Raw genomic sequence first — 26,898 nt, forward strand, 5'->3', positions numbered from 1 at the left:
CAGGCTTGGACCAACAGCAATAAAACGGTCGGTCAGCCGAGCACAACGACGCCTGGCTGTGCAACGACGCACACGACAGGGCTGTTCACAGGTGGGGGTGGCGGGTAACGCGTGATGAAGGCGATTTGCATGCAACCGCGCGGTTCAGCGACAGCACAGGCTGTGGCACGGAACGCGAAATGTGGGTTGGATGCAGGCATCGTGCTCGTCTTCTCAAGGAGGAATGACTCAGCGTTGCAGCATGTTGCAACACAGAGGCCGACTATAAACAGCCGACGAGGTCTAGCGCAACAGCGTTGTTGGACGTCGGCCAATTTGACCGGACGACTCAGTCCAGCAGGTTCAGCGGATACTGCACCACGATATACAAGCGGTCGATATCGTCGCCCCCCTGAGCGTCGTTACCCCGGTGCGAAACATGGGCCACGTCGAATGACAGGTTTTTGGCCGGTCCCGACTGAACGACATATTTGAGGTCGATGTCGCGCTCCCAGTGACGTCCGTTCTTGCCCTGAATCGGCTGATAACGTCCGGTGACGTCGTCTAACGGCTGATACACCGCGCCCCGTGGCGCATGGGTACCATCAATGTCGCTGCCCCGCACATAGCGGGTCATGAACGTGAGACCGGGAATGCCAACGGCGGCGAACGAAAGGTCGTAGCGCGCCTGCCACGACTGCTCATGCGCGCCGTTGAAGTCGGCATATTTGATCGAGTTGGCCAGATAGATCGAGTCGCCCCCCACAAAGTCGAACGGCGTGTCGCCGTCGATCTTCTGCCAACCGAGGGAGAATCCCTGCGGACCAACGCTGTACTTCGCCAGCAGGCTGTAAGCGGTGTTATTCAGTGCGCCTGCCTTTGCGTCGCCCTGATCCAGGGTGCGGTAGAGATTGCCGTCCAGCAAAAACGAACGGTTGTTCGACAGCACGCTCAAGTGATGCAGATTGGTGTAGTACTGCCGCCAGGTGTCAGTGAGCTGTGAGGCGTACACCGAGCCGCCGAATGCGGAATCTCCAGTGGTCTCGACGCCCATCAGACTCAGCGACGAACCGCGGGTGCTGGCACCGTAGCCATCGAAATCGCCTTTGGCTGTCGAAGCGTTTTGGTTCTTGAAGGCGGTAAAGTGCCCGGCCACCAGCTTTAGTCCATCGATGTCGCGGCTGTCGAGATAAAAGCCCGTGGCGTACTCCGGTTGCAGGCGCTTGTCGCCGGTATCGAGCACTGGGGTTTCCACTTCCATTTCGCCAAACTTCAGCGTGGTCTTTGAAATCCTCAGTTTGAGCGCGCCGCCGGCATCGGAATAATCGTCGGCAGCTCGCCCGTCATCGCCCAGCGGCAACAGCCCGGTTCCGGCCCGCCCCTTTCCGCTGTCGAGTTTCAGGCCGTAGAACGCATGCGCATCGACGCCGAACCCGACAGTGCCTTGGGTAAAACCTGATTGCAGATTGGCGATGAACCCCTGCGCCCACTCCTGGCGGTAACTTTGCCCGGAGTGCCCTGTGCGATAGTCGTTATCCAGAAAGAAGTTGCGCGCCAGCACATTCAGCGAGGTATCGGCGAGAAAACCATGTTCTTCATCGGCAGTGCCCGCCATCAGGTTGCTAGAGCACGAGAGTAACGCGAGGGACAACAGGGATATTCGGCTTGCCATGGATCTGCCTTCTTCAAAGTGTTCCTGGCAAAAAGGCGTGATGACGACAACCAGGAGCGATCAATGGTCGGCGCAGGGTGGTTCGCGGGATTGAATGGGCGTGCTATTAGCCGTGAATGGCCGTCCGCCAGAAACAAAAAAGCGCCGCTGCACAAGGTGCAACGGCGCTCGATAAAACCGTTTTTTTACCCGAATAGCCAGTAGCCCAGCAGCGTCAGCACAATCACCGCCAGCACCGGACGCAAGATGCGATAGGCCTTGGGGTTGGCGCGTTTGAACTGCTTGACCTTGCCGCTGAAGCTGTTGCTGAACCGCTTGCTGAACGCATACGCCTGATTGATCCCGCCGACGCGTTCGTCATCGGTGTTCTGCGGCGCGGTGGCACGGCCCAGAAACGCGCTGACACGGCGGTTGACGGCGATCATGAAGCGATTGCTCAGCGGCCGCTCGATGTCGCAGAACAGAATGACGCGGGTGACGTCGGTTTCGTTCTTGACCCAGTGCACGTAGGTTTCATCGAACATCACGTCCTCACCGTCGCGCCAGGCGTACACCTGACCGTCGACGAAGATGCGGCAATCGTCGGAGTTCGGCGTCGACAGGCCCAAGTGATAACGCAGGGAGCCGGCGAACGGGTCGCGGTGCGGGTTCAGGTGGCTGCCGCCGGGCAACAGGGCGAACATCGCACCTTTGACGTTGGGAATACGGCTGACCAGTTCCACGGTCTTGGGGCACAACGCCTCGGCAGACGGCAGCGGTTTGTCGTACCACTTCAGGTAAAAACGCTTCCAGCCTTTCTTGAAGAACGAGCCGAAACCCGCGTCGTTGTCCTTGGCGGCGGCACGGATATAGCCTTCGTCGAACAGGTGCATGGCTTCGTCGCGGATGGTTTCCCAGTTATCGCGCAGCACATCGAGCTCGGGAAACTTGCTGCGGTCCAGGTACGGCTTGGACGGCACGCTGGAGAACAGGTACATCAAGGCGTTATACGGGGCGAACAGTGCGGAGTGATTCACGAACTGGCGCAATACTGGCAAACGCGCCTTGCCGCGGAGGTGCACGTACAGCGTGCTGCCGACAAACAGCAGCAGAATCGCCGCTTTGACAGCAAAAGAAAGGGTCATGAAACTCTCCTTGGAACAGGGCCGAACCGCGCGGCCCGAAGCTTACGCTGCTGAAACCGCCGCCGGATGACCTGGGACAATCTTCCGGCGGGTTTCGAATGGCGGCCATCATAAGCCTTAGTCCGCCGGGTAAAAAGCCGAAGCGGCCGCTGACACGACTATTGCGTCAGCTCGCGTTCAGTAAACAGATCGCTGAAGAGCATGCTCGACAGATAGCGCTCACCCGAATCCGGCAGCACCACCACAATTGTCTTGCCCTGCATTTCCGGCTTTTCGGCCAGGCGCACCGCTGCATGCATGGCGGCGCCGCAGGAAATACCGCAGAGAATCCCCTCCTCCTGCATCAGCCGCCGCGCCATGGCTTTGGCTTCCTCGTCGCTGACCAGTTCGACGCGGTCGACGATCGAGAGGTCGAGGTTTTTCGGGATGAAACCCGCGCCGATGCCCTGAATCTTGTGGGGGCTGGGTTTGATCTCTTCGCCGGCCATCGCCTGGGTGATGATTGGCGAGCCCATGGGTTCAACGGCCACCGAAATGATCGGCTTGCCCATCGCGTGCTTGATGTAACGCGAAACGCCGGTGATCGTGCCGCCGGTGCCGACGCCCGCGACCAGCACGTCGATGGCGCCGTCGGTGTCGTTCCAGATTTCCGGGCCGGTGGTTTTCTCGTGAATGGCCGGGTTGGCCGGGTTCTCGAACTGCGCCGGCATGAAGTACGTGGCGGGATCACTGGCAAGCAGTTCCTCGGCCTTGGCGATGGAGCCTTTCATGCCCAGCGCCGGCTCGGTGAGCACCAATTCGGCGCCGAGGGCCTTGAGCACCTTGCGTCGCTCTATACTCATTGAGGCCGGCATGGTCAGGGTCAGCTTGTAACCACGGGCTGCGGCGACAAACGCCAGGCCGATGCCGGTATTGCCGGAGGTGGGCTCGACGATGGTCATGCCGGGCTTGAGCTTGCCGCTGCTTTCGGCGTCCCAGATCATGTTCGCGCCGATCCGGCACTTCACGGAATAGCCCGGATTACGCCCCTCGATCTTGGCCAGGATGGTGACCCCGCGTGGCGCGATGCGGTTGATCTGCACCAGTGGCGTGTTACCGATGGAATGGGCGTTATCTGCGTAAATACGGCTCATGACCGGGTCCTTGTGCAGGTTTGGAAAAGCTCAAAGCCTATGCCTTGAGCCGGTGCAACGTCCAGTCGAAGCGAACCGATCACATCGCCAGCAGTCAACAAAACTACGTCACTGGAGAGTGGAAACATGAAACGTCGTTACAGCTGGCCGTTATGGACAATTGTTGGCTTGGTGGTGGTACTGATCGCCGTCCACATCGCGCTGCCCTACGTGGTGCGCAATTACCTCAACGAAAAACTCGCCGACATGGGCGACTACCGCGGTCAGGTCACCGATGTGGACCTAGCCCTGTGGCGCGGGGCCTACCGCATCAACGGCCTGAAAATCGTCAAGGTCGACGGCAAGGTGCCGGTGCCGCTGCTGAACGCGCCGGTCATCGACATTGCTGTCAGTTGGCATTCGCTCTGGTACGACCATGCCGTGGTCGCCGAGGTCGCGTTCGCCAGCCCCGAACTCAACTTCGTCGACGGTGGCCCGGACAAGCGCCAGTCCCAGACCGGTGCGGGCACTGACTGGCGAGCTCAGCTGAACAAGCTGCTGCCCATAACCCTTAACGAGATGCGCATTCAGGACGGCAAGATCACCTTTAACAACTTCAACTCGACGCCGAAAGTGAAAATCGATGCCGACAATATCAACGCCAGCATCTATAACCTGACCAACGTCGACGATAAAGCGGGCAAGCGCGATGCCCGCTTCGAGGGCAAGGCCATGCTGTTGGGGCACGCACCACTGGAAAGCACAGCAACGTTCGACCCGTTCAGCCTGGAGGATTTCGACTTCAAACTGCGCGCGACCGGTATCCAGCTCAAGCGCCTGAACGACTTCGCCTCGGCCTACGGAAAATTCGACTTCAACGCGGGCGATGGCGATGTGGTCATTGAAGCCCAGGCCACCAACGGCCAGCTGAGCGGCTACATCAAGCCCCTGCTGCGTAACGTCGATGTATTTGACTGGCAGCAGGACGTCGAGAACCAGAACAAAGGCTTCTTCCGCTCGATCTGGGAAGCCGTGGTTGGCGGCAGCGAAACGGTGCTCAAGAACCAGGGGAAGAACCAGTTCGCCACCCGTGTCGAACTCAGCGGCAGTGTTCACAAACAGGACATCAGTGCGTTCGAAGCGTTCTTGCAGATCCTGCGCAATGCTTTCGTGAAGGCGTTCAATACGCGCTATGACAGCGGCAAGAGCGAGGCGAAATAAACGCAGCGTTTTGACTGGCGCATCCCTGTAGGAGTGAGCTTGCTCGCGAAGCGTTTAGTCAGCGATGACCTTGATCGCTGACACGCCTCCCTCGCGAGTCAGCTCACTCGCCCTCTTCGCCTGCCCCGTTGTCGACGCCGTTCGTGTTGTTGACGCCGCTCCCTTTGTCAACTCCATACGCCCCACGCTTCTCGGCCAGCAACACACCGTTGCCTGACTGATTCTGCAACGCATCCCACCCCAGACACGCCAGCGCCAAGGTGCGCGGTGCGGCCTCGCTGCCGTTGGTGTAGCGGGTGATGCTGCGCGTACTGACGCCCAGTGCTTCGGCCGCCAGGGCCAGCGGCAAACCGGTGCGCGCGCGCCAGCCGATGAATATCCGCGTGTTCTCGTCGGTGGCGGCCTGCGCCTTGGCGTCCAGATAAAGGGTGTCGGCGCCGATCTGGATGTCGGCCTCGGCCCACTCGACGGTCCAGCCGTCGTCGCCGATCTGCGCCTGCTTGAAAATGTTCGGATCCCTGAGCGGTTGCAGCCCCGGAAATGCAGCGATGTCGCTGTTAAGGTCGAGGACGTATTTCATGTCGTTGATGAATGTCAGCGCCAATTTTTGATGAGCCAGCGCCTCTACGGTTTTGAGGCGCGGACGTTTCATGGATGCCATCGTTTCCATTCCTCCAGCAATTCTGTTTGGTGGGCCCTTACCCATTCGAGCGCCTCCCTGAGTACGGCGGCCGGGGCGTGGCCGAGCATGGGTTCAACCAACCGCAGACAGATCAACACATCCAGCCCGCCACCGGTCAGGTGCACGTGAGGCGGCAGGTGATCCTTTTCCCGCAGTTGAATTCTGTATTTGTCCCTGAATCTGTATTTGGTCGACATGGAAAATAAGGTATCGCTATTTTGGCGATACCTCAACAGCAGTTACAATTTTCTGCCCGGTCAGACCGTGACGCCCCATTCAGATACTGAATAAAGCGTCTGCGTTCCCAGTCACAAGAGGTGCGCGGTATAGTCGCTGCATTCTTTGCGCCCTATCTTGCGCGGTTCAGGCCACGGGTCTGCCCGCCTTGTTCGAGGATTTTCCCGATGAAATTCGAAGGCACCCACGCCTACGTCGCCACCGACGATCTGAAGCTTGCGGTCAATGCCGCCATCACCCTGGAACGCCCGTTGCTGGTCAAGGGCGAGCCCGGTACCGGCAAGACCATGCTCGCCGAGCAACTGGCCGAGTCTTTCGGCGCGCGGCTGATCACCTGGCACATCAAATCGACCACCAAGGCGCATCAGGGCCTCTACGAGTACGACGCGGTCAGCCGCCTGCGCGACTCGCAACTGGGCGTCGACAAGGTCCACGACGTGCGCAACTACCTGAAGAAGGGCAAGCTCTGGGAAGCCTTTGAATCCGAAGAGCGGGTCATTCTGTTGATCGACGAGATCGACAAGGCGGACATCGAATTCCCCAATGACCTTCTGCAAGAACTCGACAAAATGGAGTTCTACGTTTACGAGATCGACGAGACGATCAAGGCCAAAAAGCGCCCGATCATCATCATTACCTCCAACAACGAAAAAGAACTGCCGGATGCCTTTCTGCGCCGCTGCTTCTTTCACTACATCGCCTTTCCCGATCGCAGCACCCTGCAGAAGATCGTCGACGTGCATTACCCGAACATCAAGAAGGACCTGGTCAGCGAGGCGCTGGACGTGTTCTTCGACGTGCGTAAAGTCCCGGGCCTGAAGAAAAAACCCTCGACCTCCGAGCTGGTGGACTGGCTCAAATTGCTGATGGCCGACAACATCGGCGAAGCAGTACTGCGCGAGCGCGACCCCACCAAAGCCATCCCGCCGCTGGCCGGTGCGCTGGTCAAGAACGAGCAGGACGTGCATCTGCTTGAACGCCTGGCGTTCATGAGCCGTCGCGGCAATCGCTGAGCCTTTTTTGGTCAAGCTTATTTAGATCAAGCGCGGGACGCCGACTATGTTGCTCAACCTGTTCAACGAAATGCGCGCGGCCAAAGTGCCGGTTTCGTTGCGTGAACTGCTCGACCTCATCAACGCGCTGAAGCAGCGCGTGACGTTCGCTGACATGGACGAGTTCTATTACCTGTCGCGCACGATCCTTGTGAAAGACGAGCGCCATTTCGACAAGTTCGACCGGGCGTTCGGCGCGTACTTCAACGGCCTGGAAAAGCTCGACGATCACTTGCAGGCGCTCATCCCCGAAGACTGGCTGCGCAAGGAATTCGAGCGCTCGCTGACGGCTGAAGAGCGCGCGCAGATCCAGTCCCTGGGCGGCCTGGACAAACTGATCGAAGAGTTCAAGAAGCGTCTGGAAGAGCAAAAGGAGCGCCACGCCGGCGGCAATAAATGGATCGGCACCGGCGGCACCAGCCCGTTCGGCTCAGGCGGTTACAACCCCGAGGGGATTCGGGTGGGCGACGCCGGCCAGCGTCAGGGCAAGGCCGTGAAGGTCTGGGATCAGCGCGAGTACAAGAACCTCGATGATGGGGTTGAGCTGGGCACGCGCAACATCAAAGTGGCGCTGCGGCGTCTGCGCAAGTTCGCGCGTCAGGGTGCGGCGGACGAGCTGGACATCGACGGCACGATCGACCACACCGCTCGCGACGCCGGCCTGCTCAACATCCAGATGCGCCCCGAACGCCGTAACACCATCAAGCTGTTGCTGCTGTTCGACATCGGCGGCTCGATGGACGCCCACGTGAAGACCTGCGAAGAGCTGTTCTCGGCCTGTAAGACCGAGTTCAAGCACATGGAGTATTTCTACTTCCACAACTTCGTTTACGAATCGGTGTGGAAGAACAACCAGCGCCGCACCTCCGAGCGCACCGCCACCCAGGACCTGCTGCATAAATACGGCGCCGACTACAAAGTCATCTTCATCGGCGACGCCGCCATGGCGCCCTACGAAATCACCCAACCGGGCGGCAGCGTCGAGCATTGGAATGAAGAAGCGGGCTACGTCTGGATGCAGCGGTTCATGGCCAAGTTCAAGAAGATCATCTGGATCAATCCGTACCCCAAAGACGCCTGGGCCTACACCACCTCCACCAACATCGTGCGGGACTTGATCGAAGATCAGATGTACCCGCTGACCCTGAGGGGGTTGGAGGAAGGGATGCGGTATCTGGCGAAGTGATGCCGAGACCGTAGGAGCGTGGCTTGTCCCGCGATCGGCGACGCAGTCGTCGTACAACCGGATTGTGCGGGACATCAGGCTGAACGCCTTCATCGAATCATAGGCCGCATCGCGCACATATACGCTCCCACAGAGTGAGAATGTATATGTTTTTACATCGTGGGTATTGACATGGACTACAGGTAGCTGATTACGTCATTTCATCAGTTTAAAACCAACTGATCATCGCAACCCAACAAAGTGAGTTATTCATTGGACTGAATGGAAAAAATTCCGACGAATACGGCTGCTTGGGATTTAGCAAAAAACAAAATGGAATTGACAATGAAGAACAATACATTCAAAACAACTGCCCTACTCCTGGCAATGGTGTTGACATTCTGCGGATTTATTAGCGGGGCAGTAAGTGCCATGGAATTTTTTGATGCTGAACAAAATAAGTCGCTCAATCTTGAGATGAACAATCCCATTACTGCAACAGAAGTGGCACCATCCGCTGAAATCATCAACACCGCCGAATCTGAAATCACGGAGCTACCCGATAAACTAACGCGTGTGTACGGCAGAACAAACAACGAGGAAGACAAAGCATACTACAGCTTCACGTCCACTCGCGGACAGCGGGTTATGATCTACAATCTACCATCGAGGTCCCAGGGACCGGACTGGAACGTCGAATATAAAATTGACGAAGATTGGATTCAGGTTCCCGCCAAGCAGAGCTTCATATCCTCGGAGCTGCCACCCAACCAGAAAGTTCTAATGAGAATTTCCAGGTCTCCTGGCATGACTGTGTACAAGGGCGACAGTTATTCGGTGGAGTTCGGTTCAGCGCCTTATATCAACAGACAAAGAACTGACATGTCAGGAGATTACGAGTGGTTTCTAGTCTATTTCCATGATCATTTCTTTAGACACAACTTGACCTGGAGAACATCGGTAATCGATTCAACAGGTCACCCGGTTGAGGGTGCAATGGTCCATCTTGTCTTAAACCCTGATGAGCACAAACCTGCCAGCTTGATAATAAAAGAATACATCACAGATTCTTCAGGCTTTATCTATGGCACCATGAGGTTCGATGACTGCATCGGTAGAAACACAACCCAACCTTTCACTGGAGTTCTCAACAACCGCCTAAAATGGAGGGCCACCTACAATACGGGCTACTGGAGTCTCTCAGTCAGAGGGAATGATATCGGTGGTACAGAACCATCACCCCTAACACAAATGTGCTCTGCCGACACTGTCCAATAACTCCCCCAAACCCAGTAGGATCAATCGGTGCTGCCGGGTTTACAAACTGCTGGCGAGAAAAACCTCGCATACTTTGCGTCCAACCCCTCCAACGTTCGATGAACGATTCCTGCCAAAATGAATATGTATTCCCGTGCCGCTCCACTGAGTGCTTTATCCTCATTCATCAAGCTGTAGAGAACGCTCTCTTCCTGCTGCGCCAGCTCAAAACCTAACCCAACCGGTTTAATTAAACCTGCCTCATCAATGGAAAAGGTAAAGGCCTTTCTTGCCAACTCTGGGTTGTTATGCTCAAGCTTTGCTTTTAAAGCGTCTCGCATGCCTTCCATGTCCGTCGCCAGCAATTCAGCTGCCCGGCTGCGAGCATCCAGCTTTACCTGTTCACAAAACTCCCAAGGACTCAGGGACCTAAAAAAAACACCGCCATCACCTGACGGTCTCAATGTCCCATCAAGCTTGACCTCATGATATTCAACGTCCGGCGCAGGGGCCTCAACCTCTGCGGCCTGCGTATGCTCAGCTCCGGAGCCGAGTGGTGCCTCTCTTTTTACCTCGTCGCCAGTTGCCCCAACAGCCTGCGGGTAAGAGAGATTTTGATCGACGACTGATGTCAGGTTCATCTACACACCTCATATCAAGAACTCATGAAGTGCTTAGCGACCCCCGCTCGAAAATAATGACCTCTTAATGCTGACCAGAATTTCTGACAAGTACGTAGGACATAAGCTACAACGCCAAACTGCCCGCAAGCGATTGCTTGAACACTACCTGTTCCCTGTGCGCCACGTCCTGCACCACGGCTTTCATTCGCACCACACTCCCCGGCAGTTTCTGCGCCAGCCTGGCCAGTGACAACGGCGTCAGCGCACCGAGTCTTGGATAGCCACCGATGGTCTGTCGGTCGTTGAGCAGGACGATCGGCTGGCCGTCTGGCGGGACTTGAATGCCGCCGAGCGGGATGCCTTCGGAGATCATCGGTTTGCCCTGGTAAACCAGCTCCGGCCCCAGCAGGCGTATGCCCATGCGGTCGGCGCGGCTGTCCAGGGTCCAGTCGCTGTTGAACGCATCGAACAGGCTCAAGCCGCTGAACTGGCCGATCTGCGCACCCAGCACCACGTCCAGGGGACGCTGGTCGGAAAAGTCGGGAACGAGGTGATCGGGCAACGCGTGAAGCTCAAACGACGCCCCTGAATAAGTCAGTTGATCGCCTTCAGCCAGCGCTTTGCCGCTTCCTTCGAGCCCGCCCAGCCCTTCGCGTGTGACGGTGGCGCAGCTGCCGAGCACATCGAGCGCCGCAAATCCGCCGGGCGCCGCGAGGTAGGCACGGGCACCGGTGATAGGCCGGGTAAAACGTAGCTGCTGGCCTTTTCGCACGAAGAAGCTGCGCCACGGCGCAATCGAGCGATCGTCAAGCATGGCGCCCAGATCCGCACCGGCAAGCGCCAGGCAGCAGTCGGATTCGGCCAGCAGCGTCAGACCGCCCAGGGTCACTTCGATAACGGCAGCGTCCAGCGCGTTGTTCAGCAGTTTGTTGGCCCACGACATCGACACCCAGTCCAGTGCCCCGCCCTGGGTGACGCCAAGATGCCGCACGCCAAACCGTCCCGCGTCCTGCAACAGGCACAGCGGCGTGCTGCCTTTAACCGTCAACATGCTCATGCCAAGCCCTCCAGCGGCGTGTCGTCGCCGCCCAGGCGAATAAACTCGGCGTGATCAATGGCGGCAAACCGCACGGTATCGCCGGGCTGCATCAGGCTGTAACCGTCGATTTCGCGATCAAACAGTCTGGCCGGGGTGCGCCCGAGGATGTTCCAGCCGCCGGGCGACTCTAGCGGATAGGCCGCCGTTTGCCGTTCAGCGATGCCGACACTTCCCGCCGCCACGCGTTTGCGCGGGGTCTTGATGCGCGGCGCGGCGAGAACTTCTTCCACCAGCCCCATGAACGCGAACCCCGGCGCAAAGCCCAGCGCGAAGACTTGATACTCGCGCTGGCTGTGGCGGCGAATCACCTCCTCCACCGACAACCCGCTGCGCTTCGATAACAGGCTTAACTCGGGCCCGACACTGAGGTCGTACCAGACCGGCAATACATGCTGCCGACCGCTTTGGGTGGCATCGGGTGCGAGATCGGTCAGTGCTTCGGTAATGATTGCCCGAGCCTGGGTGGGACTCAGCGCCAACAGTTCGTAATGCACCATCAACGTGGTGTAGGACGGCACCAGATCAATCAAATGCGCAGCGAAACCTTCGCGCAGCCGCAACGTCGCGGCGAGCATCCACGGCATGTTGGCCTCGTCGATGGCGTCGAACAGGCGGACCATCAGGCAATCGATGGCGACGACTTCGATGCGCAGGTTCACAGGGCGGACGGTCCGGCATCAGCGCTGTTCAACGCCTGACGAATACGCTGGACGGCGTCGATGGAACTGGCGTTATCGCCATGCACGCACAAGGTGTGGGGGTGCAGCCGCAGCTCGCTGCCATCGCTGGCGATCAAGGCTTCGCCTCGGGACAAGGTCATGGCCTGGGCGATGATGACTTCCGCGTCGTGATGCACGGCGCCGGGAAGGCTGCGCGAGACCAGACGCCCCACGCTGTCGTAGGCGCGGTCGGCAAAGGCCTCGAACCACAGTGTGACGCCGAATTCATCGGCAATGGCTTGCGCCGCCGCGTTGTCGCGCATGGCCAGCAGCATCAGCGGCAGTGCCGGGTTGTAGAGGGCGATGGCTTCGATGACGGCGCGCAGTTGCGTGGGGTTGGCCATCATGTCGTTGTACATCGCGCCGTGGGGTTTGACGTAGCTGACGTGGCTGCCTTGGGCGCGGCAAACGCCGTCGAGCGCGCCGATCTGGTAATGCAGCAGGTCTTGGATTTCTTGCGGGGAACAGGCCATCGAGCGGCGGCCGAAACCGACCAGATCCTGATAAGCCGGGTGCGCGCCAATGGTGACGTTGTTGGCCAGGGCCAGCGCGACGGTCTTGCGCATGACGCTCGGGTCGCCGGCGTGGAAGCCGCAGGCAATGTTGGCGCAATCGATGTAGGGCATGACCTCGGCGTCCAGACCCATGGTCCAGGCTCCGTAGCTTTCGCCGATATCACAATTCAATAACAGGCGGCTCAAAGGCGTGACTCCTGTGCGAACGAAACGGGGAGAGGCTCGAGTGTACCCGCGGGGTTGTCAGGTTGGCAGCGCGGGACACGGGGCTGTGCGTTGGGGGCATTCTTCGGCGCGAGTGGCCGAAGCGTCCAACTAATAAAAGCGCGGGGGGAGGATAAGAAAAAGTGAACAGCGCGAGGGATCTTTACTGACTGGGGCCCCTTCCGGGCTGAAGCCGGTCCTAGGGGCGCGCGGGGTGCTCTGCTAATCGCCTTCCCGGCTAAAGCCGGTCCTACGGAATATTGCGCTCAGTAGGACCGGCTTTAGCCGGGAAGGCGTCAGCAAGATCACCACCCAGTCAGGCGAGGCCGGGCAATCCGCCTCAACGCCAGTCGCGACCCACCGGTCGCACGTGGTGCCGACCGACGAACAACCAGTCGATGAACACCACAACACTTTCGATGACCAGCGAGAACAGCAGCGCACACAGCAGGCCCCAGCCGATGACTTCCGGCGACAGCAGCACCTGCCAGGTGTAGCCATTCCAGGTTTCGTTGCGGATATCGGTGTCGGCGGCCGTCAGCACATGCCAGGCGCGGGTGTACCACGGGCCTTGCAGGGCCAGCCATTCGCGGTCAAGGGTCTGATTGCGGGTGAGCAGGTTGCTGATGTTATTAGCGTCGGCGCGGAACACCGGGTCATCGCTGCTGGTGTAATGCTGGATCAGCGCCTGCACGTCGCCATTGAAGAACCGCTGGGCAGTCTCGTTATAGCCGCGCAGGCTTTGTTGCGCTTCCAGCATGTGCGCTTCGACGCGCTTGGTGTAGTCGCTGATGAAGCCCGGAATCTGCACGCCTATCAACAGGCCCGCCGTGAACAACACCAGTCGCAGGTAGCTTCGCAGCATAGATCCCTCTCTTTCAGGCTGTGCCTTCGGCAACGCATTCGCCGCGGCGCCAAAGACTCCAGTGACCCGGCTCGTAGCGATTCCAGGTCTCGTTTTCGGTCAGGGGCTCGGTAGCAATCACCGTCACCACATCGTTGGGCGTGGTTTCCGCCTGGAAATCGACGATGACGTCGACGTCTTTGAGGCGCGCCGGCCCAAATGGGGCGCGGCGGGTGATGTGCACCAGCTTGGTCGAACAGTAGCAAAACAGCCAGTCGCCATCACTGAGCAGCGCATTGAACACGCCTTTGCTGCGGTATTCGTTGCAGGCTTCGACAAGGGTCGGCAGCAACTGCTCGATCTCGACCGGCTCAGGGAACGCTTCACGGACCCGGTTGAGCAGATCGCAGAATGCCGCTTCGCTGTCCGTGTCGCCCACTGGTCGATAGAAGGTCGCGCCGGGATGAAAATCCGCGAGTTGGCCGTTATGGGCGAAACACCAGTTGCGCCCCCACAGTTCGCGCACGAAAGGATGGGTGTTGGAGAGGCAGACCTTGCCGACGTTGGCCTGACGGATGTGGCCGATGACCACTTCGCTCTTGATGGGATAACGCTGGACCAGCTGCGCGACTTCCGACTCGCTGCTCGCGGCAGGGTCCTGAAACAGGCGCAGGCCACGGCCTTCGTAGAAACCGATGCCCCAACCGTCGCGGTGCGGACCGGTGCGACCACCGCGCTGCATCAGCCCGGTAAAGCTGAACACGATGTCCGTGGGTATGTTGGCACTCATGCCCAGAAGTTCACACATGCTCAGGTCTCGGTGCGTTGAAGCACCCGTCTGGGAAGATGCCGGTCACGATCACAGTTTGGGTTCGACGCGATGGCGGCCGCTCGGCCCCGGCGTTGAGGCAGCCACTGGCGTTGTCGCGGGCGACTGACTGGCGAAGCGCCCGGGGGCTTGGTCTGCATAAGGCTCGTCATGTTCCTTCTGCTCGGCGGCGGCCTGTGCAGCAGCGGCTTCTGCATGGGCCAGACGGGCTTTTTTCTTGCGCAGGAACGGCAAGCGGATCAGGGCGTAAATGAGGTAGAGCCCCAGAGCGATGGCGCCGTAAGTGGCGAGGTCGAGCACGGCGCGCCAGACGTTGTTGCCGACTTTAAGCGCCAGATCCAGCACGCTGATCGCCAGCGCCGGGGCGTATTGATCCTTGGCCGGATCAACGATCGTCGGGCAGAACAACAGCACGGCGCCGATCACGCGCAAGGGTTCGCGCAGGTAGCGCCACATCCAGCCGGTCAGCTTGAACCACACCAACAGACAGCCCAACGCAGCGAACGCGTAAAGGCCCCAGGCAATCAGATAGTCGTTGTCGGTCATGACGTCCGTGGTAAGGCAGGTAAAGAGGCGCTTATGATAACGACTTTTCACCAGCCCGGCTTCCCCGGCTTCAGTTATCGGTCTGCCGTGTGTCCAGCACCGGGCAGCGCAACCGATCCCTTTCAGATGAGCCCACGTGAGAGAGCCCAGCATGCCTTCCGCCCCACACACTTCAACCGCCCCCGTCGCCCGCAAGGCTGACGGCGCCGACCCGTACGCCTGGCTGCAAAACCGCGACACCGATGAAGTGCTCGATTACCTCAAGGCCGAAAACGCCTGGCAGGACCAGCAGCTCGCCGACCTGCAGCCGTTGCGCGAAACACTGTTTCAGGAAATCAAGGGCCGCATCCTCGAAACCGACCTGTCACTGCCCTCCCCGTGGGGCCCGTATCTTTATTACACCCGCACCACCGAGGGCGACGAATACGCCCGTCACTACCGCTGCCCGCGTCCGGCCGATGACTCCCAAACCCTCGACGACAGCGCTGAAGAGTTGCTGCTGGACCCTAACGAACTGGCCGGCGGTGGCTTCTTCTCCCTCGGTGCCTTCAGCGTCAGCCCCGACCATCAGCGCCTGGCTTACAGCCTCGACACCAGCGGCGAGGAGGTTTATCAGCTGTACGTCAAGGAACTGAGCAGCGGCGCGGTCAGCAGCCTGCCGTTCGAGGACTGCGACGGCAGCATGACCTGGGCCAACGACAGCCAGACGCTGTTCTTCGGCGAACTGGACGACACCCACCGTCCGCACAAGCTGTATCGCCACACACTGGGCGAGGAATCCGCCGAACTGGTGTTCAGCGAGCCGGACGGGCGCTTCTTCTTGCACTGCTATCGCAGCAGTTCGGAGCGGCAGTTGATCGTGGGGCTGGACAGTAAAACCACCAGCGAGGCCTGGGTGCTGGACGCTGGCACGCCCGAGCAAGCATTCGTGTGCATGGCACCGCGCAGCGAAGGCCACGAGTATTCGGTGGACCACGGGCTGATCGACGGCGAATGGAGCTGGGTGATCCGCAGCAATCAGGACGGCATCAACTTTGCGCTGTACCACGCGCCTGAAAAAACCGATGGCATCCCGAAACGTGACGACTGGCAGAACCTGATTGCCCACAGCGAGACGGTCATGCTCGACGGCTTCAGCCTCAACGCCAAAGGCCTGACCTTGAGCCTGCGCGAAGGCGGATTGCCGATCGTCGAAGTGCACCCCCAAGGTCTGCCGGCGTATCGCGTGCAACTGCCGGATGCCGCGTACAACCTGTACGTGCAGGACACCCTTGAATTCGAGAGCGACAAGATTCGCCTGCGCTATCAGTCACTGAATCGTCCGCCGCAGGTGTGGCAATTGTCGCTGGCCACCGGGGAAAAAATCGCACTCAAGGAAACGCCCGTACTGGGTGTGTTCGACGCCGATGCCTACGTCAGCCAGCGGTTGTGGGCGACGGCAGCCGACGGTACGCAAGTGCCGATCAGCCTGGTCGTCAAACGCGAGTTGGCCGGTCAGACCGTTCCGCTGTATCTGTACGGCTATGGCGCGTACGGCGAAAGCCTGGACCCTTGGTTTTCCCATGCCCGGCTGAGTCTGCTTGATCGCGGCATCGCTTTCGCCATCGCCCATGTGCGCGGCGGCGGTGAGCTGGGCGAAGCTTGGTACCGCAACGGCAAGCAGGAGCACAAGCAGAACACCTTCAGCGACTTCATCGCCTGCGCCGAACACTTGATCGCGGAGAACATCACCACTGCCGAACAATTGGTGATCAGCGGCGGCAGTGCTGGCGGCCTGTTGATTGGCGCGGTGGTCAATCAGCGTCCGGAGCTGTTCAAGGCGGCCATTGCTGAAGTGCCGTTCGTCGATGTGCTGAACACCATGCTGGACCCTGATCTGCCGCTGACCGTCACCGAGTACGACGAATGGGGCAACCCGCAAGAGCCGGATGTTCACGCGCGGATCAAGGCCTATGCGCCTTATGAAAATGTCACGGCCCAGGATTATCCGGCCATGCTGGTGATCGCGGGCTATAACGACAGTCGCGTGCAGTACTGGGAAGCGGCCAAGTGGGTGGCGAAACTGCGTGATCGCAAAACCGATGACAATCTGCTGTTGCTCAAGACCGAACTGGGCGCAGGCCATGGTGGCATGAGCGGGCGTTATCAGGGATTACGTGACGTAGCACTCGAATACGGATTTATTCTGAAAGTGCTGAACATGGCCTGACGAAATCTGCGCGGGCGGTGTGTCACATGGCAAGCCCCGGACGCTGTAAAGTTCGGGGCTGCTCTCACGCCAGCCAGTGCTTCACGCAATCTCCCGGAACACTCAACAAGAACTCGCCATGTCTACACTACTCAACAAAGAAATTCGCGACATGCTGATGGACTGCGGTCTGTTCATCGCCCTGACGCCGGCTGAATTTGCCGCCGCTGCGGGGTACTTCAGCATCAGCAGCATTGAAAAGGGCGACGCGATCTTCAACGAAGGCGACGCAGGCACATTCATGTGCATCATTCATTCGGGCACGGTCTCGGTGCAGAAGCTCAACGGCGAGGGCCATCCGGTGGAGACCGCCATTCTGCGCAGCGGCCGCGCGTTTGGCGAAATGGCGGTTCTGGACGGCGAACGACGCTCGGCCACGTGCGTCGCCGCTTCGTCGTGCTATCTGCTGAACCTGGGCAAAGACTCGCTGGACAAAATGCTCAACGAGGCGCCGAAAGCGGCGGCAAAAATCATCCGCGCGATTGCGGTGGCGATGTCAAAGCGGTTGCGCATGATGGACGGTCAGGTGGTGGCGCAGCAGGATTGAGAGCGTCGAGCGTGAGTCAGGGACTGGGCTTGGCCGACGGCTGCAAGCCGGGCAATGGCTCATCGTCCTTTGGCGGACCTGGCTGGGGAATCTTCGGCAGCAGCGGCGGATTGCCCTGCCCGCCAGAGTGGGGAGTGGCCGGAGGTGCGACCTGCGGATACGGCGTTGGTGTGGCGGTGCCGGGCGAACCCTCGGAAGCCGCGATGGGCTCGGGTGTATTCAGAGCAGGTTGCAGGCTCTCGGCAGACGCTTGCGACACGCCGAGCACAGTGATGACAATCGTCAGTAGAATGGAGCACTTCATCGTTGGCCTCCCCTGCCAATCTTTCGCTTATCGCTCAGGCTACTCCTGCGCAACGCATCGCGCTCTGACAAATTGCGCGGCCTGCGGCCCGACCCTTTGACGAGTTATCCATGAAACGTTTTGTTCTGCTCGACACCACTCCGATCCCCGATAACGGCGGCGCCCTGTGCCTGTTCGAGTACGGCGAAGATTTTGTCATCAAGATTCAGGGCGGCGACGGCGGCCAGTTGATGAACACGCGCATGCACGGCTCCGAAGACGCCCTGGCTGAAATACCGTGCAAGAAGGTCGCCTCGCGCCTAAGCCCGCGTGTATTGATCGGCGGACTGGGCATGGGCTTTACCTTGGCGTCGGCACTCAAGCACCTGGGCAAGAACGGCGAAGTGGTGGTCGCCGAACTGGTGCCCGGCGTCGTCGAGTGGAATCGCGGCGCGCTGGGCGAGAAATCCGGCAACCCGTTGCAGGACCCGCGGGCCAAGGTGGTGGTGCAGGACGTCGCCCAAGTGCTGAAAGCCGAGCCTCAGGGCTTTGACGCGATCATGCTGGACGTCGACAACGGCCCGGAAGGCCTGACGCAAAAATCCAACAGCTGGCTGTATTCGGCCGGCGGCCTTGCGGCCTGTGCCAGCGCGCTACGCCCCAAAGGCGTGTTGGCGGTGTGGTCCGCCAGCGCCGACGCGGCCTTCAGCGACAAACTGCGCAAGGCCGGTTTCAAGGCCGAAGAGGTCAAGGTCTACGCCCACGGCAACAAAGGCACACGGCATACCATCTGGATCGCTGAAAAACTGAAGGGCTGATCGACGGGCAAAGCGCTAGACTTGCCTGCATTGCTCTCCATCGCCAACAGAACACGAAACAGGTGACGCCATGAGTTCGGCCAACACGCCAACCAACACTTCCAAACTGGATCGCATCCTCGCCGACGCCCAGCGTGATCGCGAAATGGGTTACCGCGACAAGGCCCTGCGCATGTACCCGCATGTCTGCGGCCGCTGCGCCCGGGAATTCGCCGGCAAACGCCTCAGCGAGTTGACCGTTCACCACCGTGACCACAATCACGACAACAACCCCCAGGACGGCTCCAACTGGGAACTGCTGTGCCTGTACTGCCACGACAACGAACACTCGCGTTACACCGATCAGCAATACTTCTCGGAAAGCTCGACCAGCAGCCCCAAGACTGCCAAGGCGACCCACAACCCGTTCGCCGCGCTGGCGGGGTTGATGAAGAAGGACTAGTAGACGAGCTGCAAGTTTTGAGCTGCAAGCGGCAAGTAAAAGCACAGCGGCGTTTGTCGGGCCGCCGTTCACCGCCTCTTGCAGCTTAAAGCTTGGAGCTTGGAGCTTGCAGCTGACTCTTTCCCCTATACTCCTGCGCTTTCTCTGATGAGCACCCTCCCCCGTGGCCAATAAACGCTATGCCTGCATCGGCTTGTTCAATCCCAAATCCCCGGAAAACGTCGGTTCGGTGATGCGCGCAGCAGGCTGCTATGGCGTAGCGTCGGTGTTCTACACCGGCAAGCGCTACGAGCGTGCGCGTGATTTCGTCACTGACACCAAGAAGATCCACCAGGACATTCCGCTGATCGGCATTGATGACCTGCGCAAGATCATCCCGCTGGGCTGCGTGCCGGTGGCAGTGGAGCTGGTCGAGGGCGCACGTGCGCTGCCGGAGTACACCCACCCTGACCGGGCGATCTATATCTTCGGGCCGGAAGACGGCTCGCTGGATAAAGAGATTCGCGATTGGTGCGAAGACGTGGTGTACATCCCCACGACGGGCTGCATGAACCTCGCGGCGACGGTCAACGTCGTGCTTTACGACCGCATGGCCAAAGGCATCAACACCCGCTCTGGCCCGCAGTTCGGACGGGAAACCGATCGCACCTGACGTCCGCGCGCTGACAAAACGAATTGAACAGTTTGTTCATGTGACAGTCAGCTTTAAGGACCCTACCCTTCATGGAGAACGCATCATGAGCGACACACCGATCATTGAACGCATCGAACGACCTTTGCACGATTACCCGGAGCAGAACGTACAGGGCTGGGAGCGCATCGGCTCGCTGGCAGGTGGTGTCCTGATGATGGGCAAAGGCCTGCGCCGCGGCGGGATCTTTGGTCTGGTGGAGCTGGCAATCGGCGGCGCCGTACTGGCCCGCGGCATCACTGGCCACTGCTCGGCCAAAGCGTTGATCGACAAGAGCCGCAGCGAAATGGACGTGGCCCGTTCGCGCATCCAAGAAGCCGGCGCCGAACTGAGCAAGCTGAAAACCAAGGCTGAAGTCGCTGTAGAAGACGCTGTCGACACTGGCGTTGACGCGTTGAAAGGTCCGAAAGGCGTCTGATCCACGCTGCATCGCACGCAAGCTCGTGACGGCTGAACCGACAGCCTCACGAGCTTTTTGCTTTAGCCCGCACGAAAAATGAGGTAATCCTCCCAGTCGTCCTCGGGCACGCTGCCTTCGCTGAGCATGCGGCCGGACTGAGAAATACGCTGCTTGTGCACCTGTTCCCGGTCCCCGCACACCAGAGGGTGCCAGAGCGGCAGGTCCTTGCCCTCGCTGACCAGCCGATAGCCGCAGGTGGGCGGCAACCATTTGAATTCGTCAGCCTGCCCGGGCGTCAGCTGAATGCAGTCCGGGACCTGGGCCCGGCGATTCGGGTAATCAGTGCAGGCGCAGGTGCTCAGGTCCAGCAGCTTGCAGGCGATGCGCGTGTAGTAAACGCTGCCGTCGTCCTCGTCCTCAAGCTTTTGCAGGCAGCACAAACCGCAGCCGTCACACAGCGACTCCCACTCGACTGCATCGAGCTGCTCGAGGGTTTTGCGTATCCAGAAGGGTTCTACGATGGCGGCCATGGTTCTCGCGCAAACAGCTGTGGGCAATGAAAGGCCGCCAGTCTAGAGGCACAAGCCACTTGGGCCAAGCACGGGCGACTGTCGGTATGACGCGTGCATCAAGCCGGACCTGCTTTGGCGGGGTAACGCCGCAGGCTTGTCAGCAGGGAGGCGGGGCAGTAGCTTTAGGCCCTCGCGGACAGGTCTGCCATTGCTCGCGCCGATAAAACCCCCTTTGCGACGATACCTGCCGTCAACGGCCCATCTGAATGATCACGCCGCCCGCTGCAGGCGGACGATTTATCTCTCTTTCAGGATCGAATCCATGAGCGCCAATCCACGTGTTGCCGAGTACGCCATCGACCCGCAATTCATCGAACGCTGGTCGCCGCGCGCATTCAGCGGCGAAAGCATTCCCCAGGAAACCCTGCTGAGCTTTTTTGAAGCCGCGCGCTGGGCGCCTTCGGCGTACAACTCACAACCATGGCGTTTTCTCTACGCCCGTCGTGACACGCCAAACTGGGAGCGCTTCCTCGGCCTGCTGAATGAATTCAATCGCGGCTGGGCGCAGCATGCCTCGGCGCTGGTGATCGTCATTTCCAAAACCACCTTCACCGCCCCCGGCGCGACCGAAGAAACGCCGGCACTGTGGCACACCTTCGACACGGGCTCGGCGTGGGGATATCTGGCGCTGCAGGCGAGCATCAGCGGCTGGCACACCCACGGCATGGCGGGTTTTGATCAGGAATTGACTCGCAAGGAGTTGAAGATTCCAGAGGATTACGCAGTGCATGCGGCGGTGGCGATCGGCAAGCTGGGGGATAAATCAACCTTGGCCGAGTACCTTCAGGCTCGGGAAACGCCGAGCCCGCGTCGACCGCTGGCTGAGCTGACGGCTGAGGGGGATTTCAGTTTGTAAGAGCGGGAATAAGCGCGATGTTTGAGTGGGACCGGCGAGGCCCCTAATTGTAGGACCGGCTTTAGCCGGGAAGGCGTCAGAAGCCACGCCGCAAAATGCATGGCGTACAAAACGGCCTCTTCCCGGCTGAAGCCGGTCCCACTAAGCGCTGTCAGCAGGACCGGTTTCAGCCGGGAAGTGCTCAATACCCCTTCGCGAAATCCACTTCTCCGCGCAACGCCTCACCGGCCGCATAGGCCTTGAGGTTGTCCACGAACAGCTGGGTCATCGCCGGCGGCGAAGTCGGCGCCGAGCTGTGACCGGTGAGCAACAGGCCCCACGCCGTCCAGAACGGATGACGCTGGGGCAATGGCTCCTGCCGGCAGACGTCAATGACCGCCCCCGCCAGATGCCCTTCTTTCAGCGCTTCGACCAGATCCGCATCCACCACCGACGTGCCCCGGCCGACATTGATGAACAACGCCGAAGGCTTGAAGCAGGCAAACAGTTTAGCGTCGTAGAGGTCGTGGGTCTGCGCCGTGTTGGGCAGCAGGTTGATGACGAAATCGACCTCGGCCACCAGACGCGGCAAGTCCTCCAGCGCAGCGACTTCAACGAACGGCGCTTCAGTCCGCGCGCTCGACGCAATGCCATACAACTCGACGCCAAACGGCACGAGGAACTGCGCAACGTGCCGGCCAATGTCGCCCGTCCCGACGATCAACGCCTTGCGCCCGGACAGGCTGCGGCCCATGCGATTGTCCCACTTGCGCTCGACCTGACTGACCAACCGGGCCAGCACTTCACGCTCGTGTACGAACATGTAGGTCAGCACGAACTCGGCCATCACCTGACCGAAAATGCCGACGGCGCGGGTCAGTTGATAGTCGCGGTACAGCCCGTCAGCCAGCAGCGGCGTGATGCCGGCCCAGGTCGATTGCAGCCACTTGGGTTTATGGCCCTGGCGCAGCAGATTCGCCAGCAGGTCAGGCTGGCCAAGCCAGATCGGTGCCTCGGCGGCCATTTTCGACAGTTCGGCGGAGTTGCCGCTGCTCAGCACTTCGATCTCGGGAGCCGTCTGGCGGAGCAGTTCGGTGTAAACGGGGTAATCGTGTTCGGCGATCAGAACGCGCATGGATTCAAAACTCGAATAATCGGGGCATGCGACCGCGCAGCGTTCCGGACCGTGCTCGGTTGAGAGGTCAGGTCTGGCGCATGCAGCGGTCCGGTGTACCCCTGCGGTGGATTGCAGGGTCAGAAATCGATCACATCGGATCGTTGCGGCGCAGCAGCTCTTCGGGCAAGTGCTCGATGTAATCGTCTTCGGCCGGTGGCATCTGCAGGTGGTAGCCCTGCTTTTCCAGATTGGCGAGCACCGCGTGAATGTCTTCACGGGCCAGGGCGCGTTCCGGCGACAGGACCAGATTGAAGGCGTGCTGCGGCTTGCCGAACGCGGTCAGCAATTCCTCGGGCACACGCTCCAGGGCGTCGCTCTTGAGGACATACAGGTACATTTCGTTCCTGCGCGGGCTGCGGTAAATGGAACAAATACGTTTCAAGGCTGTTCTCCGGCGTTGGCCAGGCTGTCGAGCAGCATCTGGCCCATCAATTCGCGGCGCCAGCCACGCAACGAATCGGGCAGTTTATAGGGACCGTCTGGGTAACCGGTCTTGAGCAGAGCTTCGAGGGTCTTTTTGCGCAGCATCAATTCCGGCGCCATGTCGAGGCGCTCGGCTTGCTGCTGGCCAATGACGCGCAAGCTCTTGAGCACGTTAGAGGCCTCGATCGGCAGCGGCTCCGGCAACGCGGGCGGCCACAGATCCGGCGACACGCTGCCGGCTTTCTTGATCAGGTCGAGCAGAAACTCGCCGTCCTGACGCACGGTCTTGGGGTGCATATCATCGATTTTCGCCAGTGCGGCGAGGTTGTCCGGCTGGGACTTTGCCAGCGGCCAGAGCGAATGTTCGCGCAGGATACGGTTGCGTGGCTGATTGCGCAGGCGCGCCTGTTGCTCGCGCCAGGCGCAAAGCTCACGCAGCACGGCGAGTTGCGCGCGGGACAGCTTCCACGCCAGCTTGGCGTCACGGTAGGCGTCATAAGGATCGGTTTCACGGCGCAGATTGGCGACCAGTTCGGCACCGTCGTCCAGCACCCACGCGTACTTTTCTTCGGACAAGCGCGGACGCAGCAGGTTGTACACCTCGGCCAGGTGCACGGCGTCTTCGGCGGCGTAGCTGATCTGGGTTTCCGAAAGCGGACGCTGTAGCCAGTCGGAACGCGTCTCGCCTTTCGGCAGATCGATGTTCAGGACTTCCTGGACCAGACGCGAATAACCCATCGAGAACCCGAGGTTCAGATAGGCGGCAGCCAGTTGCGTGTCGAACAGCGGCGCTGGGAGGCTGCCGGTCAGGCGCAACAGCACCTCAAGGTCCTCGCTGCAGGCGTGAACGACTTTGATGACGTCAGGGTTTTCCAGCAGCGCGGCCAGAGGTTTCCAGTCGCTTATCAGCAACGGGTCGATCAGGTAAGCGCGTGAACCATCGCCGATCTGCAACAGAGCGGCGATGGGATAGAAGGTGTCGACCCGCATGAATTCGGTGTCGAGCGCGACGTAGGGCAGCGTCTGCCACTGTGCGCAATGTTCGGCGAGGCTATGGTCGTCGCGAATCCAGTGAATATCGATGGCCACACGGCTCTCCCTCGAAGAATGGCGCGCAGTATATATCGCTACAAGCGGTTACCGGGCATCCGTCCTGCAAGTCTCGAACAACTTCATCTTTGAAGCGCCCAAATAGCCGCCGCGGCGACGACCGTCCATCCGATCACTGACCGGCCTTGCGCAGCACGTACACCCGCCACATGGCGTAGCCGGGGAGAAAGTCGTGGTGATCGACGATCCTGAAACCCGCCCGCGAGAACTCGGACTCGATGTCGCTGCGGCACACCACGAATCGATTGCGGGCCGCAGACAGTTCAACGTCCAGTCGACCCTGCTGACGTTTGCGACGCCACGATTTCACGTTGCCATCCACCCACAGCCCGACGATGGCCGTGTCGCGGGTCACTCGATGAAACTCGTCGAGAATCGCGCCGCGCTTTTCGCTGTCGGCCAGATGATGGAACAGCCGCATGCAGAAGATGCAGTCCACCGCGTTGGCGGACAGCCCGATGGAATACGCCGAGCTCTGGAACGTGCGAATGCGCTTGCGCACCTCGCTTGACGACTGCGCCTCGGCGAACGCGAGCATGTCGGTGGAAGGATCGGCCGCAAGGATCACCCGATTGGCATGTTCGGCCAGCACCGGCCAGAAACGCCCGGCGCCCGACGGCAAGTCCAGCACCAGTCCGGGCTCGCCCGCATCCCGCAACGCCTTGCGCGCCAGCTGCGCATCGCGCCAGAGACTCAGACGTCGACCAAGCGAGTGTTCATGCTGACGCACGTACTGCTCCAATGGGCTCTTTTGGCTGAGGGGCTCACTCATTGGCCAGTACCCCGTCCGTATAAATCCCCCGACAACCCGCGAACATGTCCAGCGCAGGGTTGTAGACGTTTGTCCGCACTTGCAGCAGGCCCAGCATCGAATGGAACAGGTTGTCCTGACTGAGCGGCGCATTCCGTTCTTTTTGCAGGCAATGGGTATCCACGGCAAATGACTGCTGATAGTTCTCGGAGAACCAGGCAATCATCGGGACATGTTTCTGTTGGTCGGGCGCCAGCATGTAAGGCGTGCCGTGAAGGAACAGGTTGTATTCACCCAGCGACTCGCCGTGATCGGAGAGATACACCATGGCCGTGTCCACTTTGCCCTGGTTGTTGCGCAGGATATCAATCAGCGACGCCAGTACATGGTCGGTGTAAAGCAATGTGTTGTCGTAACCGTTGACAATACTTTCCCGGGAACAATTATTCAGCGCATTGCTTTCGCACACCGGGGTGAACTTCTCGAATTCTTTTGGATAACGCTTGAAGTACTCAGGACCATGGCTGCCCATCTGATGAAGGACCAGCACCGTGTCCTTGTCCAGCGTGTCGATGAAGTGCTGCAGGCCTTGCAAGAGAATTTCATCGCGGCACTCGTTGTTGGCACACAGCCCCGGATCCTTGAGGTTGCTGACATCCTGCAATGTCACACGGTCGCAGGTGCCCTTGCAGCCCGACTGGTTGTCGCGCCAGATCACATCGAGCCCTGCGCGTTTCAGCACATCGAGCATGCCTTCTTCATTGCGCGCGGTCGTCGCGTTGTAATCCTTGCGGCCCATGTTGGAAAACATGCACGGCACCGACACCGCCGTCTCCGTGCCGCACGAATGCACATCAGTAAAGGTAAGCAGGCCGCGCTCCTTGCTCAGCTGTGGAGTGGTATCGCGGTTGTAACCCAAGATGCCGAAATTCTCGGCCCGGGCACTTTCGCCCACGACCAGCACGGTCAGTGACTTGCGCTTGTGCTGCTGCCAGTCGCTGGCCAGTTTGGCATCTTGACCGATGCTCACGAAAGGCCGTTGCGCGGATTTTACCTGTTCGCTCAAGTAACCCGCGGACGCCGCGAGGTAGTTGCTGGGCACAACCATCAGGCGCAGCTCATGGTGATTGCGAAACAGCGACGACAGGCCTTGGTAGTTCAACAGCGCTACCCCACCGATTGCAACTGCGCACACCACGGACACCAACGCCTTGCTCAGCAACTCACGGGGCCAGCGACGATAGGCAATCGGCGTTTTGAAAAGAATGAACGAAGGCACAACACCCAAAAAGAACAAATAACCGAGCAACTTCAACGAGAGCAGATCGCGCACTTCGGTGATATTGGTTTCAGCAAAGTTTCTGAACATTCCCGCGTCAATCATCACGCCGTATTGGCTCATGAAGTAAGCCACGCCGGCACTGATGAAAAAGATAACGATCAACACCGGTTTCAATACGCGTTTGAACGCTAAGAGCGTGAAGAAGATATTAAAGACACAGAACACCATGAGCGCGAACGCACCACGCAACAACAGGCCCTTACCGTCAGAATCGGTAATTGCAAATAAATGCTGCCAGAGGGTCAGGTTAAACCCGATCAACAGAAAGGCACTGGCAAGCAATGTCACAAGCTCGGGACGAACTGCTTTGACGTTCAGCATAAAACTCTGCTTGGCTGGAAATGAGAAATCAAACGCGGAAGGAACCCCGCCGATGCCG

General features: G+C 59.7%; 30 protein-coding genes. 11 read left to right on the forward strand and 19 right to left on the reverse strand.

Going from position 1 to position 26,898, the window contains the following annotated elements; translation table 11 throughout:
* Positions 1–328 precede the first annotated feature (328 nt).
* The 3 genes from OKW98_RS22970 to cysK form a co-directional block, all read right to left on the reverse strand.
* Entirely contained in the window at positions 329–1,651 is a 1,323-nt protein-coding gene (locus tag OKW98_RS22970; RefSeq protein WP_265386796.1) for an OprD family porin, read from the reverse strand.
* A gap of 185 nt (positions 1,652–1,836) precedes the next feature.
* Positions 1,837–2,775, reverse strand: a complete 939-nt coding sequence (locus OKW98_RS22975; protein WP_265386797.1) for an aspartyl/asparaginyl beta-hydroxylase domain-containing protein — start codon at positions 2,773–2,775, stop codon at positions 1,837–1,839.
* Between the two features lie 158 nt (positions 2,776–2,933).
* On the reverse strand, positions 2,934–3,908 hold the full coding sequence (cysK, locus tag OKW98_RS22980) for a cysteine synthase A (protein ID WP_265386798.1): 975 nt from the start codon (positions 3,906–3,908) through the stop codon (positions 2,934–2,936).
* Between the two features lie 126 nt (positions 3,909–4,034).
* Here cysK and OKW98_RS22985 point away from each other — a divergent pair, with 126 nt between their 5' ends.
* Positions 4,035–5,108, forward strand: a complete 1,074-nt coding sequence (locus OKW98_RS22985; RefSeq protein ID WP_265386799.1) for a DUF748 domain-containing protein — start codon at positions 4,035–4,037, stop codon at positions 5,106–5,108.
* 103 nt (positions 5,109–5,211) lie between these two features.
* On the opposite strand, the gene OKW98_RS22990 is transcribed toward OKW98_RS22985, so the two are convergent.
* The gene (locus OKW98_RS22990; RefSeq protein WP_265386800.1) at positions 5,212–5,760 is read right to left on the reverse strand and encodes a DUF2442 domain-containing protein; all 549 of its coding nucleotides are present in this window, start codon (positions 5,758–5,760) and stop codon (positions 5,212–5,214) included.
* A complete protein-coding gene (locus tag OKW98_RS22995) occupies positions 5,757–5,987 on the reverse strand; it encodes a DUF4160 domain-containing protein (protein ID WP_265386801.1) in 231 nt (76 codons plus the stop codon). Before OKW98_RS22995 ends, OKW98_RS22990 begins: the two co-directional genes overlap by 4 nt.
* 207 nt (positions 5,988–6,194) lie before the next feature.
* On the opposite strand from OKW98_RS22995, the gene OKW98_RS23000 reads away from it, so the two are divergent.
* The 3 genes from OKW98_RS23000 to OKW98_RS23010 all read left to right on the forward strand — a co-directional run bounded on the left by OKW98_RS23000 (position 6,195) and on the right by OKW98_RS23010 (position 9,522).
* Positions 6,195–7,040, forward strand: a complete 846-nt coding sequence (locus OKW98_RS23000) for an AAA family ATPase (RefSeq protein WP_074890636.1) — start codon at positions 6,195–6,197, stop codon at positions 7,038–7,040.
* Positions 7,041–7,086: 46 nt separating this feature from the next.
* On the forward strand, positions 7,087–8,265 hold the full coding sequence (locus OKW98_RS23005) for a vWA domain-containing protein (protein ID WP_265386802.1): 1,179 nt from the start codon (positions 7,087–7,089) through the stop codon (positions 8,263–8,265).
* A gap of 324 nt (positions 8,266–8,589) precedes the next feature.
* Positions 8,590–9,522: a hypothetical protein gene (locus tag OKW98_RS23010; RefSeq protein ID WP_265386803.1), complete on the forward strand. Its 933-nt coding sequence runs from the start codon at positions 8,590–8,592 to the stop codon at positions 9,520–9,522.
* A gap of 20 nt (positions 9,523–9,542) precedes the next feature.
* Here OKW98_RS23010 and OKW98_RS23015 read toward each other — a convergent pair whose 3' ends face one another.
* From OKW98_RS23015 to OKW98_RS23045, 7 genes are all read right to left on the reverse strand, one after another.
* The gene (locus OKW98_RS23015) at positions 9,543–10,142 is read right to left on the reverse strand and encodes a hypothetical protein (protein WP_265386804.1); all 600 of its coding nucleotides are present in this window, start codon (positions 10,140–10,142) and stop codon (positions 9,543–9,545) included.
* A 106-nt stretch (positions 10,143–10,248) separates the two neighbouring features.
* Complete coding sequence (locus OKW98_RS23020) at positions 10,249–11,181, reverse strand: biotin-dependent carboxyltransferase family protein (protein ID WP_265386805.1); 933 nt, start codon at positions 11,179–11,181, stop codon at positions 10,249–10,251.
* Entirely contained in the window at positions 11,178–11,882 is a 705-nt protein-coding gene (locus OKW98_RS23025; protein WP_265386806.1) for a 5-oxoprolinase subunit B family protein, read from the reverse strand. Before OKW98_RS23025 ends, OKW98_RS23020 begins: the two co-directional genes overlap by 4 nt.
* The gene (locus OKW98_RS23030; RefSeq protein WP_265386807.1) at positions 11,879–12,643 is read right to left on the reverse strand and encodes a 5-oxoprolinase subunit PxpA; all 765 of its coding nucleotides are present in this window, start codon (positions 12,641–12,643) and stop codon (positions 11,879–11,881) included. The genes OKW98_RS23025 and OKW98_RS23030 overlap by 4 nt, the downstream gene beginning before the upstream one ends.
* A gap of 358 nt (positions 12,644–13,001) precedes the next feature.
* The gene (locus OKW98_RS23035) at positions 13,002–13,526 is read right to left on the reverse strand and encodes a DUF2937 family protein (RefSeq protein WP_265386808.1); all 525 of its coding nucleotides are present in this window, start codon (positions 13,524–13,526) and stop codon (positions 13,002–13,004) included.
* Between the two features lie 13 nt (positions 13,527–13,539).
* On the reverse strand, positions 13,540–14,313 hold the full coding sequence (locus OKW98_RS23040; protein ID WP_265386809.1) for a class II glutamine amidotransferase: 774 nt from the start codon (positions 14,311–14,313) through the stop codon (positions 13,540–13,542).
* Positions 14,314–14,364: 51 nt separating this feature from the next.
* On the reverse strand, positions 14,365–14,880 hold the full coding sequence (locus OKW98_RS23045) for an MFS transporter (protein WP_265386810.1): 516 nt from the start codon (positions 14,878–14,880) through the stop codon (positions 14,365–14,367).
* 151 nt (positions 14,881–15,031) lie between these two features.
* On the opposite strand from OKW98_RS23045, the gene OKW98_RS23050 reads away from it, so the two are divergent.
* Positions 15,032–17,089 carry a S9 family peptidase gene (locus tag OKW98_RS23050; protein ID WP_265386811.1) on the forward strand — a complete coding sequence of 686 codons (2,058 nt, stop codon included), beginning with the start codon at positions 15,032–15,034 and terminating at the stop codon, positions 17,087–17,089.
* Between the two features lie 118 nt (positions 17,090–17,207).
* Positions 17,208–17,675 carry a cyclic nucleotide-binding domain-containing protein gene (locus OKW98_RS23055; protein ID WP_265386812.1) on the forward strand — a complete coding sequence of 156 codons (468 nt, stop codon included), beginning with the start codon at positions 17,208–17,210 and terminating at the stop codon, positions 17,673–17,675.
* 16 nt (positions 17,676–17,691) lie between these two features.
* On the opposite strand, the gene OKW98_RS23060 is transcribed toward OKW98_RS23055, so the two are convergent.
* Positions 17,692–17,979 (reverse strand): hypothetical protein, encoded by a 288-nt coding sequence (locus OKW98_RS23060; protein WP_265386813.1) that lies wholly within the window; start codon positions 17,977–17,979, stop codon positions 17,692–17,694.
* Positions 17,980–18,089: 110 nt separating this feature from the next.
* On the opposite strand from OKW98_RS23060, the gene OKW98_RS23065 reads away from it, so the two are divergent.
* The 4 genes from OKW98_RS23065 (at position 18,090) to OKW98_RS23080 (ending at position 20,327) form a co-directional block, all read left to right on the forward strand.
* The gene (locus tag OKW98_RS23065; RefSeq protein ID WP_265386814.1) at positions 18,090–18,776 is read left to right on the forward strand and encodes a spermidine synthase; all 687 of its coding nucleotides are present in this window, start codon (positions 18,090–18,092) and stop codon (positions 18,774–18,776) included.
* A 70-nt stretch (positions 18,777–18,846) separates the two neighbouring features.
* Positions 18,847–19,218: a YajD family HNH nuclease gene (locus OKW98_RS23070; RefSeq protein WP_037013952.1), complete on the forward strand. Its 372-nt coding sequence runs from the start codon at positions 18,847–18,849 to the stop codon at positions 19,216–19,218.
* Between the two features lie 163 nt (positions 19,219–19,381).
* A complete protein-coding gene (locus tag OKW98_RS23075; RefSeq protein ID WP_065986778.1) occupies positions 19,382–19,870 on the forward strand; it encodes an RNA methyltransferase in 489 nt (162 codons plus the stop codon).
* Between the two features lie 85 nt (positions 19,871–19,955).
* Positions 19,956–20,327, forward strand: coding sequence for a DUF2892 domain-containing protein (locus OKW98_RS23080; RefSeq protein ID WP_265386815.1), 372 nt, complete (start codon positions 19,956–19,958; stop codon positions 20,325–20,327).
* Positions 20,328–20,389: 62 nt separating this feature from the next.
* Here OKW98_RS23080 and OKW98_RS23085 read toward each other — a convergent pair whose 3' ends face one another.
* Positions 20,390–20,839, reverse strand: a complete 450-nt coding sequence (locus OKW98_RS23085; RefSeq protein ID WP_265386816.1) for a YcgN family cysteine cluster protein — start codon at positions 20,837–20,839, stop codon at positions 20,390–20,392.
* 304 nt (positions 20,840–21,143) lie between these two features.
* On the opposite strand from OKW98_RS23085, the gene OKW98_RS23090 reads away from it, so the two are divergent.
* Positions 21,144–21,737, forward strand: coding sequence for a nitroreductase family protein (locus OKW98_RS23090; protein ID WP_265386817.1), 594 nt, complete (start codon positions 21,144–21,146; stop codon positions 21,735–21,737).
* A gap of 181 nt (positions 21,738–21,918) precedes the next feature.
* Here OKW98_RS23090 and OKW98_RS23095 read toward each other — a convergent pair whose 3' ends face one another.
* From OKW98_RS23095 to OKW98_RS23115, 5 genes are all read right to left on the reverse strand, one after another.
* On the reverse strand, positions 21,919–22,851 hold the full coding sequence (locus OKW98_RS23095; RefSeq protein WP_265386818.1) for a D-2-hydroxyacid dehydrogenase: 933 nt from the start codon (positions 22,849–22,851) through the stop codon (positions 21,919–21,921).
* Positions 22,852–22,981: 130 nt separating this feature from the next.
* Positions 22,982–23,275, reverse strand: coding sequence for a YcgL domain-containing protein (locus OKW98_RS23100; protein ID WP_074890664.1), 294 nt, complete (start codon positions 23,273–23,275; stop codon positions 22,982–22,984).
* Positions 23,272–24,405 (reverse strand): ribonuclease D, encoded by a 1,134-nt coding sequence (gene rnd / locus OKW98_RS23105; RefSeq protein WP_265386819.1) that lies wholly within the window; start codon positions 24,403–24,405, stop codon positions 23,272–23,274. Before rnd ends, OKW98_RS23100 begins: the two co-directional genes overlap by 4 nt.
* A gap of 133 nt (positions 24,406–24,538) precedes the next feature.
* Positions 24,539–25,198 (reverse strand): class I SAM-dependent methyltransferase, encoded by a 660-nt coding sequence (locus OKW98_RS23110; protein ID WP_265386820.1) that lies wholly within the window; start codon positions 25,196–25,198, stop codon positions 24,539–24,541.
* Positions 25,191–26,840 (reverse strand): phosphoethanolamine transferase, encoded by a 1,650-nt coding sequence (locus OKW98_RS23115; RefSeq protein WP_265386821.1) that lies wholly within the window; start codon positions 26,838–26,840, stop codon positions 25,191–25,193. Before OKW98_RS23115 ends, OKW98_RS23110 begins: the two co-directional genes overlap by 8 nt.
* Between the last annotated feature and the right edge of the window lie 58 nt (positions 26,841–26,898).

The organism is Pseudomonas sp. KU26590 (assembly GCF_026153515.1).
GTDB lineage: Bacteria > Pseudomonadota > Gammaproteobacteria > Pseudomonadales > Pseudomonadaceae > Aquipseudomonas.